The sequence below is a fragment of the Elusimicrobiota bacterium genome, from assembly GCA_016182905.1.
Classification (GTDB): Bacteria; Elusimicrobiota; Elusimicrobia; order UBA1565; family UBA9628; genus GWA2-66-18.
Window position 1 is genome coordinate 34186 of the sequence record JACPFR010000057.1, and the last position, 17945, is coordinate 52130.

At 72.3% G+C, this 17945-nt stretch carries 15 protein-coding genes; 4 read left to right on the plus strand and 11 right to left on the minus strand.

The window, feature by feature from the left end; translation table 11 throughout:
• Window positions 1-54: 54 nt before the first annotated feature.
• The 10 genes from HYV14_17235 to HYV14_17280 all read right to left on the minus strand — a co-directional run bounded on the left by HYV14_17235 (window position 55) and on the right by HYV14_17280 (window position 15566).
• Window positions 55-2244 carry a DUF2723 domain-containing protein gene (locus HYV14_17235; protein ID MBI2387734.1) on the minus strand — a complete coding sequence of 730 codons (2190 nt, stop codon included), beginning with the start codon at window positions 2242-2244 and terminating at the stop codon, window positions 55-57.
• Window positions 2241-4292: a DUF2723 domain-containing protein gene (locus HYV14_17240; protein MBI2387735.1), complete on the minus strand. Its 2052-nt coding sequence runs from the start codon at window positions 4290-4292 to the stop codon at window positions 2241-2243. The genes HYV14_17235 and HYV14_17240 overlap by 4 nt, the downstream gene beginning before the upstream one ends.
• Window positions 4285-6489, minus strand: a complete 2205-nt coding sequence (locus HYV14_17245) for a hypothetical protein (protein ID MBI2387736.1) — start codon at window positions 6487-6489, stop codon at window positions 4285-4287. Before HYV14_17245 ends, HYV14_17240 begins: the two co-directional genes overlap by 8 nt.
• Window positions 6486-9269 (minus strand): DUF4159 domain-containing protein, encoded by a 2784-nt coding sequence (locus HYV14_17250; GenBank protein MBI2387737.1) that lies wholly within the window; start codon window positions 9267-9269, stop codon window positions 6486-6488. The genes HYV14_17245 and HYV14_17250 overlap by 4 nt, the downstream gene beginning before the upstream one ends.
• Window positions 9266-10138: a DUF58 domain-containing protein gene (locus tag HYV14_17255; GenBank protein ID MBI2387738.1), complete on the minus strand. Its 873-nt coding sequence runs from the start codon at window positions 10136-10138 to the stop codon at window positions 9266-9268. The genes HYV14_17250 and HYV14_17255 overlap by 4 nt, the downstream gene beginning before the upstream one ends.
• The gene (locus HYV14_17260) at window positions 10125-11117 is read right to left on the minus strand and encodes a MoxR family ATPase (GenBank protein ID MBI2387739.1); all 993 of its coding nucleotides are present in this window, start codon (window positions 11115-11117) and stop codon (window positions 10125-10127) included. The genes HYV14_17255 and HYV14_17260 overlap by 14 nt, the downstream gene beginning before the upstream one ends.
• Window positions 11114-12184, minus strand: coding sequence for a hypothetical protein (locus tag HYV14_17265; protein ID MBI2387740.1), 1071 nt, complete (start codon window positions 12182-12184; stop codon window positions 11114-11116). Before HYV14_17265 ends, HYV14_17260 begins: the two co-directional genes overlap by 4 nt.
• Window positions 12185-12241: 57 nt before the next feature.
• Window positions 12242-12946 (minus strand): ceramidase domain-containing protein, encoded by a 705-nt coding sequence (locus HYV14_17270; GenBank protein ID MBI2387741.1) that lies wholly within the window; start codon window positions 12944-12946, stop codon window positions 12242-12244.
• Window positions 12928-13962 (minus strand): caspase family protein, encoded by a 1035-nt coding sequence (locus HYV14_17275; protein MBI2387742.1) that lies wholly within the window; start codon window positions 13960-13962, stop codon window positions 12928-12930. Before HYV14_17275 ends, HYV14_17270 begins: the two co-directional genes overlap by 19 nt.
• A gap of 566 nt (window positions 13963-14528) precedes the next feature.
• On the minus strand, window positions 14529-15566 hold the full coding sequence (locus HYV14_17280) for a zinc-binding dehydrogenase (GenBank protein MBI2387743.1): 1038 nt from the start codon (window positions 15564-15566) through the stop codon (window positions 14529-14531).
• Window positions 15567-15595: 29 nt separating this feature from the next.
• Between HYV14_17280 and HYV14_17285 the strand changes: the two genes are divergently transcribed.
• Genes HYV14_17285 through HYV14_17300 form a run of 4 tightly spaced genes read left to right on the plus strand, consistent with a single transcriptional unit; the run spans window position 15596 to window position 17717 of the window.
• Window positions 15596-16222 carry a MotA/TolQ/ExbB proton channel family protein gene (locus tag HYV14_17285; GenBank protein ID MBI2387744.1) on the plus strand — a complete coding sequence of 209 codons (627 nt, stop codon included), beginning with the start codon at window positions 15596-15598 and terminating at the stop codon, window positions 16220-16222.
• Complete coding sequence (locus HYV14_17290; GenBank protein MBI2387745.1) at window positions 16223-16642, plus strand: biopolymer transporter ExbD; 420 nt, start codon at window positions 16223-16225, stop codon at window positions 16640-16642.
• Window positions 16639-17343: a TonB family protein gene (locus HYV14_17295; protein ID MBI2387746.1), complete on the plus strand. Its 705-nt coding sequence runs from the start codon at window positions 16639-16641 to the stop codon at window positions 17341-17343. The genes HYV14_17290 and HYV14_17295 overlap by 4 nt, the downstream gene beginning before the upstream one ends.
• On the plus strand, window positions 17334-17717 hold the full coding sequence (locus HYV14_17300) for a hypothetical protein (protein MBI2387747.1): 384 nt from the start codon (window positions 17334-17336) through the stop codon (window positions 17715-17717). The genes HYV14_17295 and HYV14_17300 overlap by 10 nt, the downstream gene beginning before the upstream one ends.
• On the opposite strand, the gene HYV14_17305 is transcribed toward HYV14_17300, so the two are convergent.
• Window positions 17714-17935 (minus strand): hypothetical protein, encoded by a 222-nt coding sequence (locus HYV14_17305; GenBank protein ID MBI2387748.1) that lies wholly within the window; start codon window positions 17933-17935, stop codon window positions 17714-17716. The two genes, HYV14_17300 and HYV14_17305, sit on opposite strands and share 4 nt — an antisense overlap.
• Window positions 17936-17945 lie beyond the last annotated feature (10 nt).

Below are 17945 nucleotides of genomic sequence, written 5' to 3' on the forward strand. Positions count from 1 at the left end.
TCTTTGTGGTTCATCCGTTCCCCGGACTGTTTCCGGAAACAGTCCGGAAGCGGTTCAACGCCGGGCGCGCAGGACGGCGAGGGAGCGCGCGGCGGCGGCGTGGCCGGGGTCGAGGCGCACGGCCTCGGAGAGGTGCTCCTCGGCGGCGGCCCAGTCCTTGCCCCAGGCCAGAACGGCGAGGTCGTAGCGCGTCTCCGCGAGGGGATACAGGGCCAGGGCGCGGCGGTAATGCGCCTCGGCGCCGGCGGCGTCGCCCAGTTTCTCGTGCGCCACGCCGCTGTGCGTGGCGGACTCGGCGGCCTGACGGCGCAGGTCGGAGACCACGCCGGGCAGGGCCCGGAAGCGGCCGGCGAGCGCGAGCTTCTCGGCGAACAGGCCGTCGGCGAGCGCATAAGACGCGGCCGCCTCGGCCATGCGCCCGCCGCTCGCCTGGAGGTAGCCGAGGAAGAGGGGGACGTCGGGGAACCGCCAGTTCGCGGCCCAAGCCTCCTGGAGGGCTTCCTCCGACGCGGCGAGCCGGTTCCTCCGCTGGTGGCCGACCGCGCTGCGGTATGCGGCGGCGGCGTAGCCCTCGATGAGGTCGCGCGTGAAGAAATCCGGCGCCTCCTCGACGCGCCGCGCGCCGCGGCGGACGAGCAGGTCGCGCGGGAGTTCCTCCGGGGCGCCGGAGACGGCCTGCAGGAGGCCGCGCGGCGTCAGGGCCGGGACGAGGCTCTCGGGCGGCTCGGCGTCCTGCGTCATCAGCACCGGGGCGCCGGAGACGCCCAGGGCCTTCCAGCCCTCGGGAGCGGCGAGGCTCGTGACGAGCAGGGCATGGTCCCGGCGGCGCCAGTCGGCCTGATACCAAGGAGAGCCGGCCAGTCCCTGGGACACGATGCGCAGGTCGGGGCGGCGCCCGGCGACGGTCTGGTAATGCCACAGAGCGTAGAGCTGCACGTCCTTCTTGGCGACGACGACGGAGCCCGGTGGCGCGGCGCGGAAGACGTTGGCGGCGAAATCGAGCGTGTGGAAGTGCGCGCGGCGGTCGAGACGCTCGGGCACGGCCCGCGCCAGCGGCCAGGCGAGGACGGCCGCGACGGCGGCGGCGCGGCGGTACGCGCCGAGCGCGGCGACGCCGCCGGCCAGCCAGAACAGGAGCATCGCGTCGGAGAGCAGGTAATGCGGGTCGAGGATGGCGGCGGCGTGAGGGTTCGGCGGCATGTTCGCGAGGAACAGGAAGACGGGCCCGGCCCACCACCACGCGACGAGGCGCCCGTAGAAGCGCGAGCGGTCCTCGCGCAGGTCGGCGAACGCCCCGAGCGCGGCCAGCGCCAGCGCCGGGCCGAAGGCGTCCCACAGGTGCGCGCCCCACAGGCGGAGGTTGTCGGCGAACAGCTCGCCGGTCCCGTAGTTGCGGGAGATCAGGTCGAGCGTGCCGCCGTAGCGCGTGCGCAGCAGGGAGTCGAGAAAGCCGGCGGCGGCGGCGGGATGGTTCCAGTCGAGCAGAGGCCCCGTGGCGGAGCGCACGGGAAGGTACAGGTACGCGGACAAGCCCGCGAGGCCGGCGGCCGCGCCCCACGCGGCGCGGCGCGCCGCGCCTTCGCCGCGCGCGCGCGCGACGAAGGTGCCCAGGATCAAGGCGGCGGCGGGGATGTTCGAGCCCGACAGCGCCGAGACGGCCGGGAACAGGACGAGGGCCGCGCCGAGCCAGAGGTTGTCCTCGCCCGGGACCGCCCGGCGGCAGGACAGCGCGAGCCAGACGAGGCCGGGCGCGAGAAGGATCAGGTCGAGGCGGTTGGCGAGCAGGAGGCCGCACAGGTAGCAGAAGGCGGGCCACAGACGCTCGGAGGGGTCGGTCGAAAGGCGCCCGGCCAAAGCGATCAGGCCGACGGCGCTCAGGACCCACAGAGAGTACATCTCGGAGACCTGCGCGACGGCCCAGAAGCCCGGGTTGAAGGCCAGGCACAGCGCCGCCGCGAGCCCGGCCAGGGCTCCCTTGCGGGGGCGGATCACGGCGAAAAGCAGGGCGCAGGCGGCGGCGCCGGCGGCCGCGGAGAGGAGGTTGAGCCGGTAGGCCGGGTTGCCGAGCGGAAGCAGGCTCGCCAGACGGCCGAGGAGCACGTACAGCGGATAGCTCGTCGGGTGCGCCACGCCGAGCGTGGCGGCGGCCAAGGTCATCTCCCCCGTGTCGCGCCAGGGCGCCAGCACGGGAGGCAGCCTCGTCAGATACAGCGCGAGGACGCCGAGGAATACCCCGAAGCTCATCTCTTGCCCGTCGCCCGGAAGCGGGCCTGCGCCGCCCACGCGGCGGAGCGCCCGTCGGCCGGATCGAGCTCGGCGGCCGAGGCGAAGGCGTCGGCGGCGTCGGCCCAGCGCGAGTCGGCCCACAGGCGGGCGCCGAGCGCGGACCAGGCCCGGGCGGAGCGCGGCTCGCGGCGTACGGCCTCGCGGAAGGCGGCCTCGGCGTCCCGGGTCTTGCCCGCGCGCTCGAGGGCCACGCCCAGGTTCGACATCGCCTCGGCCTTCGCGGGCTCGAGCGCGGCGCCGGCGCGGTACGCGCGCTCGGCCGACGGCCAGTCGCGGCGCTCCATGGCGCGGAAGCCGGCCGCGCCGAGCGCGTAGGCCGCGGTCGGGACGACCCACAGGGCGTCGGGAGCGAGCGAGGCCGCCGACTCGATCCAGCGCACGCCCGCCTCCCCGTCGCCGCGCGAGAGCGCCTCGACGCCGCGCTGATAGGGGATGAACGCCGCGAGCGCGCGGTCGCGGTAGCGCGCCGCCGCCGCCTCGCGCGTCCAGCGCACGGCCATGGTCTCGCGCAAGGCGGGACCGTCGGGGAAAGGGGCCCCCGGCCGCAGGGGGCGGCGCAGGAATCCCGCGGGGGCGAGCGCGGCGCCGGGCAGCACGTTCTCGTTCAAGGTCGAGTACCACAGGCGGCCCGAGGCGAACCAGCGGCCCTCGACCTCTCGGCGGCGGGCCTCCTTGGCGTCCTTGGTCAACGAACGGAAATCGGCGCCGTAGCCTCCCGGGAAGACGACGCCGCCGCGGTCGCGCAACTCGACGTCGGGACGAAGGCCGGAGGCGACGGTCAGGAACGATAACGAATAGAAGGTGTCGTCCCCGCCGTCCATTACTACGATCGCGTTCGGGGGAAGGCTCCTAAGAATGCCCCTTCCGTAATCGTAGGTCAAAAAATCATTTCTTCTTGTTTCGGCCAACGCCTCAGGAATCATCGAGAGAGCCGCGATCACGGCGGCTAAAGCGGAGAACTTCGCCACGCGCGCGCCGAGCATGGCGAGGCCCGCGGCGAGGAAGGGGACGACGCCGAGCAGGGGCAGGAGGAAGAAGCGCTCGAGCGCGCCGCTCGTCTGCGCGTCGAAGCCCGGGCGGCCGAGGAACAGGAACAGCGGCCCCGCGGCGAGCAGCCAGACGGCGGGGACGGCGGCCTCGAGCGCGAGCCCCGAGCGGCGGAAGGACGCCGCGCCCGCGGCGGCGAGCAGGAAGCCGGCGGGGCCGAAGGCGCGGACCAGCGCGCCGATGAAGCGCCGGAGCTGGGCGCCCAGCTCGGCGGGCCCGAACTCGCGGGCCCCGTCGACGGTCAGCGCGAAGGTGCCGTAGTCGCGGCGCAGGAGCAGGCGCCGCAGCGCCTCGGGCGTCGTCGCGTGGCCCCAGTCCACCGGCGGAGAGGCCGCCGCGCGCAGGGGGATGGCCAGGTGCAGGGCGAAACCGGCGACGGCGCCGAGGGCCGCGCAGGCGAGGGCCTTGGGCCACGATCCTTTCTTGCCGAGGCCGGCGAGGATCAGGGCGGGAAGGACGAGGAGCAAGGTCTGGTGCACGCCGAGGCCGAGGCCGAAGACGAGGCCGAGGGCCGCGGCCGGGCCCGGCTGGAGCAGCCGCTCGCCCGCCGCCGCGGCGACCCACAGCAGCCCCGCGCCGGCCAGCGCGAGCGGGGCGAAGGCTTCCGCCACCGCGCTCTGCTCGCGCCACAGCGGGGCGAGGCCCAGGATGACGACCGCGCCGACGCGTGCGGCGCGCCCCGCGCCCCAGCGCCGCAGCGCGTCGCACAGCAGGGCCAGGGCCGCGGCGGCGCACAGCGCGGAGAGCAGGTTGGCGCGGTACGCCCAGTCGCCGAGCGGCAGGGCCGTGCCCAGCGCCTTGGCGAGCACGGTCCAGGCCGCGTACCCGGGCGCGTGCGGCACGCCCCAGGACGCGGCCGCGGCGGCGAACTCCCCGGCGTCGCCGGTGGTGACCGAGGGCGCGGCCTGATGGACGCCGAGGGCCGCGAAGGCGAGGAACAGGAGCGCGCTCTCAAGCATGGCCGGAGCGCCTCCTCAGGACCCATTCGCCGAGGAACAGGAGCCCCGCCAGGGCCAGCCAGAACGGCGACGCGAACGGCCGCAGGCGCCGGAGCGTCTCCCCGCGCGGGCTCGGGGGCGGGAGCAGGTCGAGCAGCGCGGAGGCGCGCGCCGAGGAGAGGTCCACGAAGGTCCCGCCGCCGGCCGCGGCGGCCTTGGCCAGCCAGCCGCGGTCCATCGGCTCGTCCTGCACCGGCTCCCAAGCGAAGCGGACCTCGTCCTCGCCCCACGGCCGGCCGCGCACGCGCGCCGAGGCGCGGACCTTGTGGGCGCCGGGAGCCAGGCCCAGGAGCTCGACGGCGTAGGTGCCGGGCTCGGTCAACCTCGCCGGGACCTCGAGGGCCCGTCCGTCGGGCCCCTTCCACGTCACGGTCACGCGCGTGTCCGCCGCCGGCGCGGGGCCGAAGCCCTCGTCGAAGACGCGCAGCGACAGGCGCGCCGGCTCGCGCGGCGGCACGCGGTCGGGCAGCGGGGCGAACTTCACCTTGGACAGGTCGAGGCCGCCGGTCAGGTACTGCACCGCGCGCGTCCAGAACCGCGCGTAGAAGCCCGCGGCGTCCGGGTCGGCCGCCGCGCCGAGCTTCCAGCGCCACGACGAGTCGGTGGAGATCAGCATGACCTTGCCGCGCCCGAAGGAGCGCACCGCGGCCACGGGCAGGGGCTTGCCGTCGTCGGTGCTTTGCCCGGCGTGGTACGCGAGGACGGTGGCGCCCTGGCGCACCGAGGCGAAGCGGCCCCAGCCGTCGAGCGGCGGCAGGGCCGCCCAGGCGCGCTGCGACGCCTCCGGGGTCTCGTAGAGGCGGACCAACGGATGCTCGGGCGGGCCGGGCCGGGGGGAGAACAGGCCGGGGACGAAATCGGGCGCGCGGGCGGAGAGCGCTACCGGCAGCGCCTCCTCCAGCGGCGAACCCTTGTAGCCTCCGGAGGAAAAGGCGTTGTCGCCGCCCTTGACGAGCAGGGCCCCGCCGTTGAGGACGAACCTCTTGAGCGCGTCCAGGTGCTGAGGCGGCAGGCGGAAGCGGGCGGCGGAGAAGTTCTCCAGGATGAACAAGTCGAACTGGGGCAAAGCGCGGCCGAAGATCTCGTCGACCGGGAACGGGATCAAGGACAGCTCGGAGTCGGGAGCGGGGGAGGGGTTCTCCGGGTTGCGCAGGATCACGAAGGAGACCAGCTCGTGGTTCGGGTCGGCCTTGAGGAACTCGCGCAAGGCGGAGTATTCCGCGCTCGGGCGGCCGGCGAGGTACATGATCCGGTACTTCTGGCGCACGGTCTCCACGCGGAACTCGCGCGCCCTCTCGCGCCCGCCGCCCGAGGCGACGAGGCGCAGGCGCGCCGTGCCGAGAGCGTCCGCCGGGGCGGCGAGCTCGACGGGGAAGGTCTCGAGGTCGGCGTTGACGCGGCGCTTGACCCGGCCCACCTCGCGCCAGCCGCCGGGGGCGCTCTCGTCGGCGCGGGACAAGGTCACGGTCGCGTCGCGTCCGGCGAGTCCGGTGGCCTCGACGCTCGCCGTCACCGGGATCGCGCCGTGCAGGAAGGCGAAGTCGGGGGCCTTCAGGTCGAGGAAGGCGGCGCCGGTCTCGCGCTTCGTCGGGCCGACGCCGAGCATGTCCACGGGCGAGCCCAGCCCCGCGAGCAGCCGGCCGAGGTCGCCGCCGCCCTCGGCGATGCCGTCGGTGACGAGCCAGGTCCGCGCGGGGGCGCCCTCGGCGGGCAAGGCGTCGGGAAGGCTCTGGTCGGGCTTGAAGGCGGTGCCCTCGGCGGCGGCCGCGTCGAGCTTGTCGAGGCCGCCGAGCGGCCGGGCGCGGTCGGAGACTACGGTCACGGTCGCCTCCGCGCGGGACTCGATGGCGGCGCGGTTCTTCTTGAGCCAGGCGACGGCCTGGGCGAGGCGCGAGGCGGCGCCGGGCGCCTTGCCCTTCATCGTGTGGCCCGCGTCGAGGAGGATGAGCAGGCGGGGCTTGGCGAGCACGCCCTCGCGCGCGAGGACGGAGGGACGCAGGAGAGAGAGCGCGAGCGCCGCCGCGGCGAGGCCCCGGAGGACCAGGAGCGAGCGCCGCGCGGGCGAGCGGCGGGCGTGGGCCCAGAACGCGCCGGCGAGGACGGCGACGGCGAGCCAGGTCCACGGGCCGGCGGAGGACTCGAGGCCCCAGGACCTCATGGCGCGGCCGCCTTCAGCTTGTCGAGGATGGCGGCCTGGTGGACGGCGTCGGACTTGTACGAGCCGGTGAGGGAATACATGACGACGTTGAGGGTCAGGCGCTTGGCCAGCTCGCGCTGGGGCTCGCCCCCGGGGACGCAGGCGCGCAGGGGCTTGCCGAGGGCGTCCTTCGCCCAGGCGCCGAGGGCGTCGTCGCGGGTGTAGAGGACGGCGACGCGTCCGCCCCAGTCCACGCCCTCGAGGGCGCCGTGGACGCGGACGCGGCCGGCGGGGCCGCGGAGCAGGAAGAAGGTGCGGAACAGCACGTGGTCGGGAGGGAGGGGTTTGAGCGCGGAGTCGGGCAGGACGCGGGGGAGCTCGCGCCGCAGCCAGCGGTCGAAGGACCCGGGGGGGCCGCCGCCGGAGTCCTCCACCCAGAGGAAGCCGCCGCCGGAGATGAACTGACGCAGGCGGCGCAGCTCGTCGTCGCGCAATTCAGGCGGGGCCGAGGTACCGGCCAGGTAAACGAAGGGAGAGGAAAAAAGAGCGGGGTCGCTCAAAGAAATGGCGCGGCGCGCGGGGGAGACGCGGACGCTGGTGACCTCGCCGAGCCATGCCGCGATCATGTCGGGAGCGTCGGGGTAGGGATCCCAGGTGTCGCCGAGCTGCAATTGCGTCCAGACGAAGCGGTCTCCTTGTTGGGCTCGGGCACGCGATGGGAACGAGGACAGACAAATAAAAATAAATAAGGCTGTCGCCCCCGCGACCTTCCCCGTGGCTTTATGGGTCGCGAGCGGAGCGGGGCGCAACGGCAACGACAAAAACATTTCAAGGATCAACATGAGCGCCGCCAGGCCGAGAAGCCAAACGGAAAGATCTTTTCCGTAAACGGAATCGAGAAATTCATTCTCGAGATCTTCAACCTCGCACGAGCGCCATGGTGGAGAGCTCGAAGGCAGCAAGTCGCTCTCCCCGCGCGACGGATCGATATTGGCGGCGAAGGTCACGCTGCGAACGCCGTCCACGAACGTATATAAGCCGGGCGTCGAAGCTTCCGGCAAAACGGCCCTTCGGCCGGAAACCGACAACGACGTGCGACGGCCCTCGGGCGAGATCACCGTTATCCGATCCGGCGCGGCTTCGCCGCGCGACCACTCGCGGACGATCGGGTCTCCAACCTTTACTTTTCTTGCGGCGTCGCGGGCGGACTCGGGGACGCTCAAGGCCAGGCAGGCGCGGGCCCAAGGGATGAAGAACGGCTTGAGGCCGAGATTCGTCCAGCCGGCGTCGAGAGGAGACGCCCACACGACGGCCCGCCCTCGTCCGATGCTCCCGGCGACGAGCAGCGGCTCCCCGGAGGCCGCGCGCGCCCACACCTCGGACCCGGCGGCGGGCTCGAGGAAGAAGATCCGGCGCACGACGACCTTGGATAAGTCCAGATCTCCCCAGCCCGACGTCGCTTCGCCCTCGCGCGCGGCCTTTATTCCCGGCGCGGACGGCTCGTGCGCCGCCCCGAGCCGCGCCGGAAGCCACGGATACGCGGCGAGGTCGGCCTCGTTGCCCCTGACTCCCGGGATGAAGACGACGCCGCCGCCCCGCTCCGCGAACGCCTCGAGCGCGGCCGAGAGCCCGGGCGACGGGCGCGACGCGTCGGCCATCATCACGGTCCCATATCTGGTCAGGTCCGCCTCGTTCCAGCGCGCGGCCTCCAGGAGGTCCGCGTCGCGGCCCGCCAAGGTCTCGCGGCCGCCGCCGAACAGCTCGCGCAGGAACCAGCCGGTCTTGCCCGCGCGGAAGAACTGCGGGTCGGAGTACAGCACGAGCACGCGCGGCGACGGCCGGTGGGCGATCGAGAAGTGCGCCTGGTCGTCCTCGGCGAGCGCCCCGGCGCGGGCGGCGACGCGGCCGGTCCAGGACGGGGCGGCGCTCTGCTCGGCGGCGGGAAGGGCCAAGGCCGCGCGGGCCTCGCCGCCGGCGGGGACGGAGGCGGAGACGGAGCCGGCGCGGCGGTCGCCGACCCACAGGTCGAGCGGTGTGACGGCGGGAGCGCCCGAGGCCGCGAGGCGGACCTCGACGCGGGGAGAGCGCGCGCTCGAGTCGGGAGCGGGCCCAGCGGAGGCGATCCAGGCGTTGGGCAGGGCCGGGAAGCGCAGTCCGACCACGGCGGCGCCCTCGGCGGGCGCAGGGGCGGCCTCGCGCAAGCCGTGCTCCGCGCCGTCGCCGAGGACGACGACGGCGCGCTTGCGTCCGCGCGGCGCCTCCTCCAGGGCCTTGCGCGCGTCGGCCAGGGCGGCGGCGGCGTTCGTGCCCCGCCAGCCCGGGCGCGCGGCGGCCAGGGCCGCGTCCGCGGCGCGAGCGTCGCCCCACGCGAGCGGCGCCTTGAGCTTCTCGTCGAAGACGCCCACGGCGACGCGGTCGCCGGGCGCGAGGCGCTTGAGCAGGCGCCGGCCCGCCTCGCGGGCCGCGTCGAAGCGGACGGTGACGCCGTCGCGCGCGCGCGTCGAGTAAGACGCGTCGAGCAGGAGCACGAGGTCGAGGCCCGCGCCGCCCGCCGCCGCGTCGCCGCGCCGCGCCGGGGCGGCGGCCGCGAGAATGAGCGCTGCGAGCAGGACGCAGCGCGCGGTCATCAGGAGAAGCTCGCGCAGGCGCGCCTTGGGGCGGGCGCGCGCGTCCACGGCCTTGAGCAAGGTCAGGTCGGAGAACGGCACGCGCCGCGCGGCGCGCCGCGACAGCAGGTGGACGACGACGGGCAGGGCCGCGAGCGGCAGGACCCACAGCGCCGCCGGGAGGCCGAACCTCACCGCGCGAGCAGGCGCCCCAGCGCCGCCTCCCAATGCCCGCCGGTCTCCGCCGTGGCGTAGGCCAGGCCCGCGCGGCGCAGCGCGACGGCGTAGGCCTCGGCCTGCCGCGCGAACGCGGCGCGGTAGGCGGGCGCCGCCTCGCGCGCGTCCACGAACAGGGGCTCGCCGCCCTCCAGGCCCTCCATCAGGCAGGGCCCGTCATACGGGAAGTCGCGCTCGTCGGGGTCGATGGTCCGCAGCACCAGCACCTCGTGGCGCCGCGCGGCCAGGCCGCGCACCGCCTTGAGCGCGCCCGCCGTGTCGCCCATCAGGTCGCTGATCAGAACCACCATCCCGCGGCGCGGCAGCTCCTCGGCGGCGGCCTCGATGGCGCGGGCGAGGTCGGTCTCGCCGGAAGCCTCGACCTCGCTCAGCGCCGCGTCGAACGCGCCGAGTTGGGCCGCGCCCGCCCGCGGGGACAAGGAGAGCTTCGCCTCCGTCCCGAAGGCGACGAGGCCGGCCTCGTCGCCCTGCGAGAGCGCGAGCCACGCGACGCCGGCCGCCGCGCGGCGCCCCAGGTCGAGCTTCGACGGGCGCCCCGCGCCCGCGTAGGCCATCGAGCCGGAGCGGTCGAGCAGGACGAAGACGGGGATGCGGTCCTCGGAGCGGAACTCGCGCACGTAGAAGCGGTCGAGGCGCGCGTACGCCTTCCAGTCGATGCTCCGAGACTCGTCGCCGTAGGAGTACGGCCGGTGCTGGGCGAAGTCGCGGGAATGGCCGCGGGCCAGCGAGCGGTGCTTGCCCGGCGCGCCGGACAGGCCGGAGGCGCGTCTCGGGGAGAGCGCCAGGCCTTTCAGCCGGGCCTGCGACTCCGGATCAAGCCACCGCATCTAACAGGCGCGCGATGAGGTCGTCCGCGAGCACGCCTTCGGCCTCGGCCTGGTAGTTCAGCACCAATCGATGTCTCAGCACGGGCTTGGCGACGCGCACGAGATCCTCCTGGGAGGCGACGAGGCGCCCCTCGAGCAGCGCCCGCGCCTTCGCTCCCAGCACCAGCGCCTGCGACGCGCGGGGGGAGGCGCCCCACGACACCCACTGCTTGACGCTGTCGGAGGCCAGCGCGTCCTTGGGCCGCGTCGCCCGCACCAGGTTCACCGCCATGTCCACGACCGGCCCGGGCACGGGCACGCGGCGCACGAGGTCCTGGAGCTCCAGCACCTCGGCCGCGGTCAGCACCGGCTTGAGGTCGGGCAGGAAGGCGCCGGTCGTCTCGGTGACGATGCGCCGCTCCTCCTCCAGCGTCGGGTAGCCCAGCAGCGACTGGAGGAAGAACCGGTCGAGCTGGGCCTCGGGCAGCGGATACGTCCCTTCCTGCTCGATGGGATTCTGCGTCGCCATGACGAAGAAAGGGCGAGGCAGCGCGAACGTCTGAGATCCGGCGGTGACCTGCCCTTCCTGCATCGCCTGGAGCAGCGCGGCCTGGGTCTTGGGCGGCGTGCGGTTGATCTCGTCGGCCAGCACGAAGTTGGCGAACACCGGCCCCTTCACGAAGCGCAGCGCCCGCGCGCGGGTGACCGGGTCCTCCTGCAGGATCTCGGTGCCCGTAACGTCGGAGGGCATCAGGTCGGGAGTGAACTGCACGCGCGAGCTCTGCAGGTCCAGTATGCGCGCCAGGCTCGTCACGAGCAAAGTCTTCGCCAGTCCCGGCACGCCCTGGAGCAGGCAATGCCCCCGCGCGAACAGCGCGATGAGCACCTCCTCGACCGTCCCTTCCTGGCCGACGATCACGCGTCCCAGCTGATCGAGTATCGCCGCCCGCGCCTCGCGCAGGCGCGCCGCCTTCTTGACGTCGTCCTTGGACTCGCTCATGAGGGTAGCCTACCTGTTTTGCGCCGCAGGCTCCAGGCCAGCAGGACGACGGCGCCGAGCGCCGCCAGGCCCCACAGCGCCAGCTTGCGGGCGGGCAGCGGCTTCTCGATCGGGATCCGCGGCGTCGAGGCCAGCAAGCCGGGCACGGCCGTGGACCCGGCCTTGAGCGCCGCCAAGGTCCCGACCATCAGCTCGTCGGCGGCCGGGCCGCGTCCGAACAGCTGATAGCCCCAGTAGCCCCACGGCAGGTAGCCGACGGAGAGCTTGTCCGCCGGGCCGGACCGGGCCCACGAGTAGACGGCGACGGGTCCCGCCGCGGTGGGCGCGGACCGCACCGGCGCGATCCGCTCCGCCGGCACGCCGGCCGACGCGGCCGTCAGCTCGCGCACGATCGCCGCCTGCTCTCCGGGCTTAGTCGCGTCCGCCTCCGACAGCTTCTGGAACAGGATCTCCGAGCCCGAGCCCTGGACGACGAGCACGAAGCCCTTGGCCGTCTCCGAGTCCAGCAGCGCCCGCGAGCGCAGCCCGCCGCCGAGCGACAGCTCCAGCTGGCCGTCGAGGCTGCGCTTGACGCCCGCGCTCTGCACCGCGCCCTCGACGCGCCCGGTCTGGATCGCGCCGAGCAGGGAATTGACCATCGCCTCCGGGGCCGCGCTCATCAGCACCGCCAGGTGCGGGGTCCCGCCGGTCCCGAACAAGGCGATGATCACCCGGTCCTCGCCCGCGAGCTGGGCGCGCAGCATCTGAGCCGTCAGGCCGTTGCGGAACACGCGCGTCTCCACGCGCCCGCTCGAGCGATAATCCTGCCGGCTTCCCTCGCGCAGGCCGCCCAGGACGTCGTGGAGATAGCCGCGCGTCCCCGCGGGATTGTCGAGCGGCGCCGAGGGGGCGCGCTTGACGATGAAGGACGCCGTCTCCGGGCCCTTCAGGGCGATGACGGCGTTGCGCACCTTCCCTTCGCCCAGGACGTCCTTCCAGCCGGGAGGGGCCTCGAGCGTGGGGGCGGCGGCCTGGGAGAGCGCCGCGGAGAGGGCCAGGAAAAGCGAGGCGTAGACGGTGTTTCTCATCGTGGGATTGAGTTTATCAACTCTGGACCCCGCCGCAATACCATCCTCAAGGATAGTTCAGCCGGCGGGCTTCGCGGGCACGGCGGCGATGACGAAGAACGAGGCGACGCCGGCGGACAGGTGCTTGAGAGTGTGGCCGCTGACGATACCGATGGAGGAGAACACCTGACGGTCGTAGGTCTCGAGTGCCTTCGCAAGGACATAAAAAGCCACGGCGACCATCAGGAGACGCCCATCCAGATATTTTCGCGGGAACAGGAGCAGGATCAACGGCAGGAGGACCAACGGCAAGAATTGCACGAGCATGTATGCCCTCAGATCGCCGGTCTCACGCCAATACAAAGCGCTCGCGATGCCGAGCGCGAGCAGGACCGGCAAGGTCTTGACGCTCGTCACCCGTTCCTCGAGCATCATCGAGAACAAGGCCATGAACGCCACGGTCATGGGCAGGCGGTCCCAGAGGAGGGTCGCGTCGGAGGGAGCCTGATGATAGTACGCCGAGCCGAGGCTCACCAGCAGGACCCCGGCGCACAAGGTCGTGTACGCCGGGCGGTTCATCAAGGGCTTTCGGCGCAGGCCGTACAGGCCGACGGCCAGGAACGCCGCGTTCGACATCACGTCGCCGAAATTGGGAAGTCCGAACAGGGGCCGTACGTCGGCGAAGGCGTGGTACGCCTGATCCTGCGGTATAGGCGCGTGGAGGAAAACGGCGAGCGCGGCGGCGGCCGAGATCGCGACGAGGGTCAGCGCCCCTCGCGCCATTGCGGCTCCTGCTCGGTGTTGTACTGGCGCCGCGCCACCTTGGCGACCTCGGGCTTGAGGTACTCGAAGGCGGCCTTCAGGTCGCTGCCCTTCTCCTTGAGGCCTTTCAGGAAGAAATAGGTGAACAGGCCGTGGCCCTTCTCTTGATAGGAGTTGCTGATCTGATCGGACGACGACGCGGCGATCACCGTGATCCCGGCCCCGGCCTCCGCGGTCTTCACCGCCACCAGCGGCCGCGCGCCCTTGGCCAGCACCGAGCGTCCGCCCGCGCCTGAGAAGCAGGAGTCGAGCACGACGGTCGTCTTCTTCGTCGGCAGCTTGCCCAGGGCCGCGTACAGCTTCGCGAGCGGGTAGCCCGTCTCCTCCAGGTAGGTGGGATCGCCGTCGTACGGCACCAGGAAGGCGTCGCCGGTCGTCGCGTTGGGCGAGCCGTGGCCGGAGAAGTACACCAGCACCTCGTCGTCCTTCTCCACGCGGTTGGGCAGCCACTTGTCGAAGTACTTGTCGAAGTCGCTCTTGGCGGCGGCGTCGTTGCTCAGGACGACGACGTTCTCCTCGGGATAGCCGAGCACGGCGGTCGCGTACTTGCCCATGAGAACGGCGTCGCCGGCGGCGAAGTCCGCGAGGGGGAGCTTGGTGCGGTAGCGCTCGATGCCGATGATGACGGCGTGTCCCTTGCGCTTGGCCCGGGCCGAGGGCACCTGGTCCACGTCCGACCAGCCGGGAACGGGGGGCGCGGGCTCCTCGACCGTCGCGCGCGCGGGCGCCGCGGCGATCGCGGCGGGCCGGGCCTTGCCGAGCTGCTCCCAGGGCCGCTCGGCCTCGAGGACTCCGCCGAGCTTGCCGATGGCGTCGGTGAACGCCGCGCCGAGCGCCTGCTTGATGCCGTTGCCGGGGATGCCGCCGCCGCCGGCCGTGCCGATGCCGCTGCCGGTCAGCTCGCCTTCCCAGACGTCGACGTTGTTGGCGTCGCGCAGGATCAGTCCGATGCGGATCTCGCCGGTCACGCGGACCATGAAGCCGGCGCCCCATTGGGCGTACACCTTGGTCACGGTGGCCTTCAAGGTCGCGCCCGCGAGGTCCTTGCTCCGCGTCACGGGCCAGCCGACTCTTCCGAGCTCGGTGTTCAGGGCGTCGGAGACGACCTCGGACCAGCGGACGTTGAGGTTGTAGCCGATGGGGCCGCGGAACTCGCCGCCGCCGGATTCGTCGGAGACCTTGCCGAGCAGCAGGCGGGGGAGGCGGTCGGAGGGAAGACGCGCGCCGGGGGCCTGGGTGGGCATATAGGTGAAGCCGCCCGAGCCGGAGGACGCGCGCATCATGCCGGTGGACGCCAGACCGCCGCCGTCCGTCTGCTGGACGGCGCAGGCGGGAAGGAGGAAGGCGACGGCGGCGAGGAGCGCGAAAGTCAAAGTCTTCATCGAAAGGTCCTCCGTCAAGTTCCGGACAAGGTCCGCTCACGGATTATAGTGGGAAAAAGCGGGGAACGCCATGTTTTTGTCATTTAGAAGAAGGAGGCTCTCCGGATCCGTCGAATCGATCTGTCACTAATGATAATCACTATTCCCGGGAACAGTGATTATCAATAGTTATTTCGTTCCGCTGTATGCGGGAAAGTCAGGACGAGCTTCCCGACCGTGTCGCCCGACTCGAGAGCCCGGTGCGCGTCCGCGACGCGCTCGACCGGGAACTCCGTCACCGGCGCCTTCTTGAGCAGACCCTTCTTCAGCCACCCGGAGATCGCGTCGAAGCCGTCCCGCGCGAGCTCCGCCTTGTCGGTGAGGAACACGACGTTGAACCCCATCACGGCCCGGTTCGTCGCCGTCATTTCGAGCGGGGAGAACCGCGGCACGCGCAGCCAGTTCCACGCCAAAGAGAGCGCCGACGGCCGCTTGCCGCGCGGGAACATCTCCGCGAAGCCGTAGATGACGAGCCGCCCGCCCAGCTTGAGCCTCTTGAACCCGGGGCGAGGCGTCGTCACGCCGTTCGCGTCGAAGATCGCGTCGAACCCCTCCGGCGCGGCCTTGTCGACGTCCTTCCAGAGGGAGGGCCCGCGCACGACGACCGCGTCGGCGCCGAACTCACGCGCCACCTTCGCCTTCGCCGCGGAGCCCACGACCGCGACGGTCCTGCACCCGGCGAGCTTCGCCTGCTGAAGGAGGGCCGTGCCCACCCCGCCCGCGGCGGAATGGATCAACAAGGTCTCGCCCGAGGCGACCTTCGCCGTCTGATGGAGCGCGTGGTACGCCGTGAAGTGCGTCGCCGGGACCCCCGCGCAGTCGGCGAACGACCAGTCGTCCGGCATCAGCCGCAGACGCCCCGACGCCACCGCCTGGACCGAGGCGTAGCCCCCGAAGCGCGTGAAGCCGAACACGCGGTCGCCGGCCTTGAAGCCGCCCGCGTCGTCGTCCACGACGCCGGCGAACTCGAACCCCGGGGTGATGGGATACTTGCCCTTGGCCGCCTCGTACCAGCCCTCGCGCACGATGGTGTCGGCGTAATTGATCCCCGCGGCGCGGACCCGCACGCGCACCTGGCCGGGGAGGGGGACGGGGTCGGCTTCCTCGACGAGAGCCAGCGCCTCGTGCCCGCCGGGACGCTCGACGACCACTCTCTTCATGTCCCGGCATTAAAATATATAATCACGGCATGGGACAACAGGCAGGCATCAAGGATATCCTCATCGCCGGCGGACCGGTTCTCGTCTTCATGATCCTGCTGTCGGTCTACTGCGTCGCCCTCATCTGGGAGCGCTATAAGTTCTTCAAGCGGACCACCGGCGGAGCCGTCGAGTTCCTGTCCAAGGTGCGGGCCGCCGCCGAAGCCGGCAAGCTCCCCGACGCCGCCGCCTTCGCGAAGAGCCACAAAGGCCTCGCCTCCGGCGTCGTCATGGCGACGTTGAGCGGCCCGACCAACCGCGACGAGCGCCGCCGCGCCGCGGAGCGCGCCTCCCAGCGCGCCGTCGCCGAGCTCGAGCGCGGGATCTCGACCTTGGGCACCATCGCCTCCGTGGCCCCGTTCATCGGCCTGTTCGGCACGGTGCTCGGCGTCATGCGCGCGTTCAAGGACCTGGCCAGCGCCGCCGGCGCGGGGCCCGGCCTCGTGGCCGTCGGCATCTCCGAGGCGCTGATCTGCACCGCCGCGGGCCTGCTCGTCGCCATCCCCGCGGTCGCCGCCTTCAACCACTTCAACCAGAAGATCTCCCAGTTCGAGTCCGAGCTGCGGTGGATGATCGACGAGGTCCTGGACGGCCTCGCCGAGAGGGCTCACCGCTAGATGCACGTCGAGACGGGCGCCCCCAAGCGCCGCCGCGTGTTCGCGGAGATGAACTTAGTGCCGTTGATCGACGTCTCGCTGATCCTGGTGATCATCTTCATGGTGCTGACCCCGATCCTCGTGAACCATCAGCTGACGGTGAAGCTGCCCAAGGCCTCGTCCGGCGCGCCCGCCGCGCAGGACTCGGCGATCACCATCCAGATCACCAAGAACGGCGCCGTGACGATCGAGGGCGTGGCCGTGAAGTGGGAGAAGGTCGAGCGCGAGATGACCCTGCGGCTGTCGAAGGCCTCGGGCAAGACCGTGCTCGTCCAGGCGGACCGCCTGACCCCCGTCGAGAAGGTCGTGATGGTGCTCGACTTCGCGAAGAAGCTCGGGGTCGGCAAGCTCGGCATCGGAGTCACCCCGGACGCGTCATGACCGGCGCGCTGAAGCCGTACCTCGCGCGTTCCACCGGCCTGCACGTCGCGTTCATCGCCGCCGCCGCCTTCTACGCGCCCTCGGCCCTGAAGAAGGCCGACAAGGTCTACATGATCGACTTCGTCGGGGGGCCCGCCGCTTTGCAGTCCGCCGGCCCCGTTTCGGCGGCCAAGCCGGAACCAGAAGCCGCGCCGGCGCGCCCCACGCCCCAAGCGGAGGACCCGGACTCGTTCGCGACGAAGAAGCACCGCGCCGTCGCTCTGCCGCGGCCGAGCCTCCTGTCGGGCTGGACCGACCGGAAGGCGCCGCCCAAGCCCTCGATGTCGGGGGGGACGCAGGCCGCGATGAGCCAGGGCGCGGGGGCGGCGTCGGGGATGCCCGGCGACGCCGCCGGCATCTCGACCGACCTGCCCAATTTCCCCTACCCCTGGTACATCACCCAGGTGAGGCAGATGCTGTGGGTGTCGTGGAAGAAGAGGATGCCCGCCGCGTCGGGCGAGGGGACGGTGGTGTTCTCCATCGTGCGCAACGGGGCGTTCGTGGACCTGAGGATGGAGTCGAGCTCCGGCGATTCCGCGTTCGACGACGCCGCCGTCGAGGCAGTGCAGGCCGCGGCGCCGTTCCCGGCTCTGCCGTCGGATTTCGGCGAGCCCTTCTTGAAGATCCACCTGACCCTGAAGTCGGAGGCCTCTTGGCGCTGATCAGAGCCTTGATATTGGGCCTGCTCGCGTACGGCGCGATCGCGGTGAGCTACCCGGACTGGAAGGGGGAGATATACCACGTCGTGATGATCTCGGCGATCGCGGGCGGCGCGGTGGCCGTCTGGTTCCTCGACAAGATCCTGGATCTCGGCAGCGGCGCCGCGAAGGTCCTCCTCGAGCTGTCCTTCCCCGTCGGGATCCTGCTGTTCGCCGGCTACACGATGCCGCAGAAGTCGGGGAAGCCGCCCCTCACTCAGTTCGCGGAGGGCGTGAGGCCGACGCGCGATAGCGCGCGCAGGGGCTTCAGCCGCTTGGGCGTCGACCCGAACGGCCCCGTGGCCTCGCGCGTCGTCGACCTGTTCCCGAAGCGCTAACGCCGGCCCTTGTGCCTGCGCGCCGCGCGGCGCGGCGGCTTCGAGTCCCGGAGCGTGATCACGATGTTCCCGGCCGTGCGGCGGCGCAGCGAGCGCCACGCGTCGAACTGGCCGCGCGTGAGGCTTCCGTCGCGTATCGCGGCGACGATCTCGCGTCCGTCCACGGCGCCCTGACGCCGTTTGGCCTCCGCCTCGCCCGTCGCGGTCTTTCGAATCATCCTGTGCGCC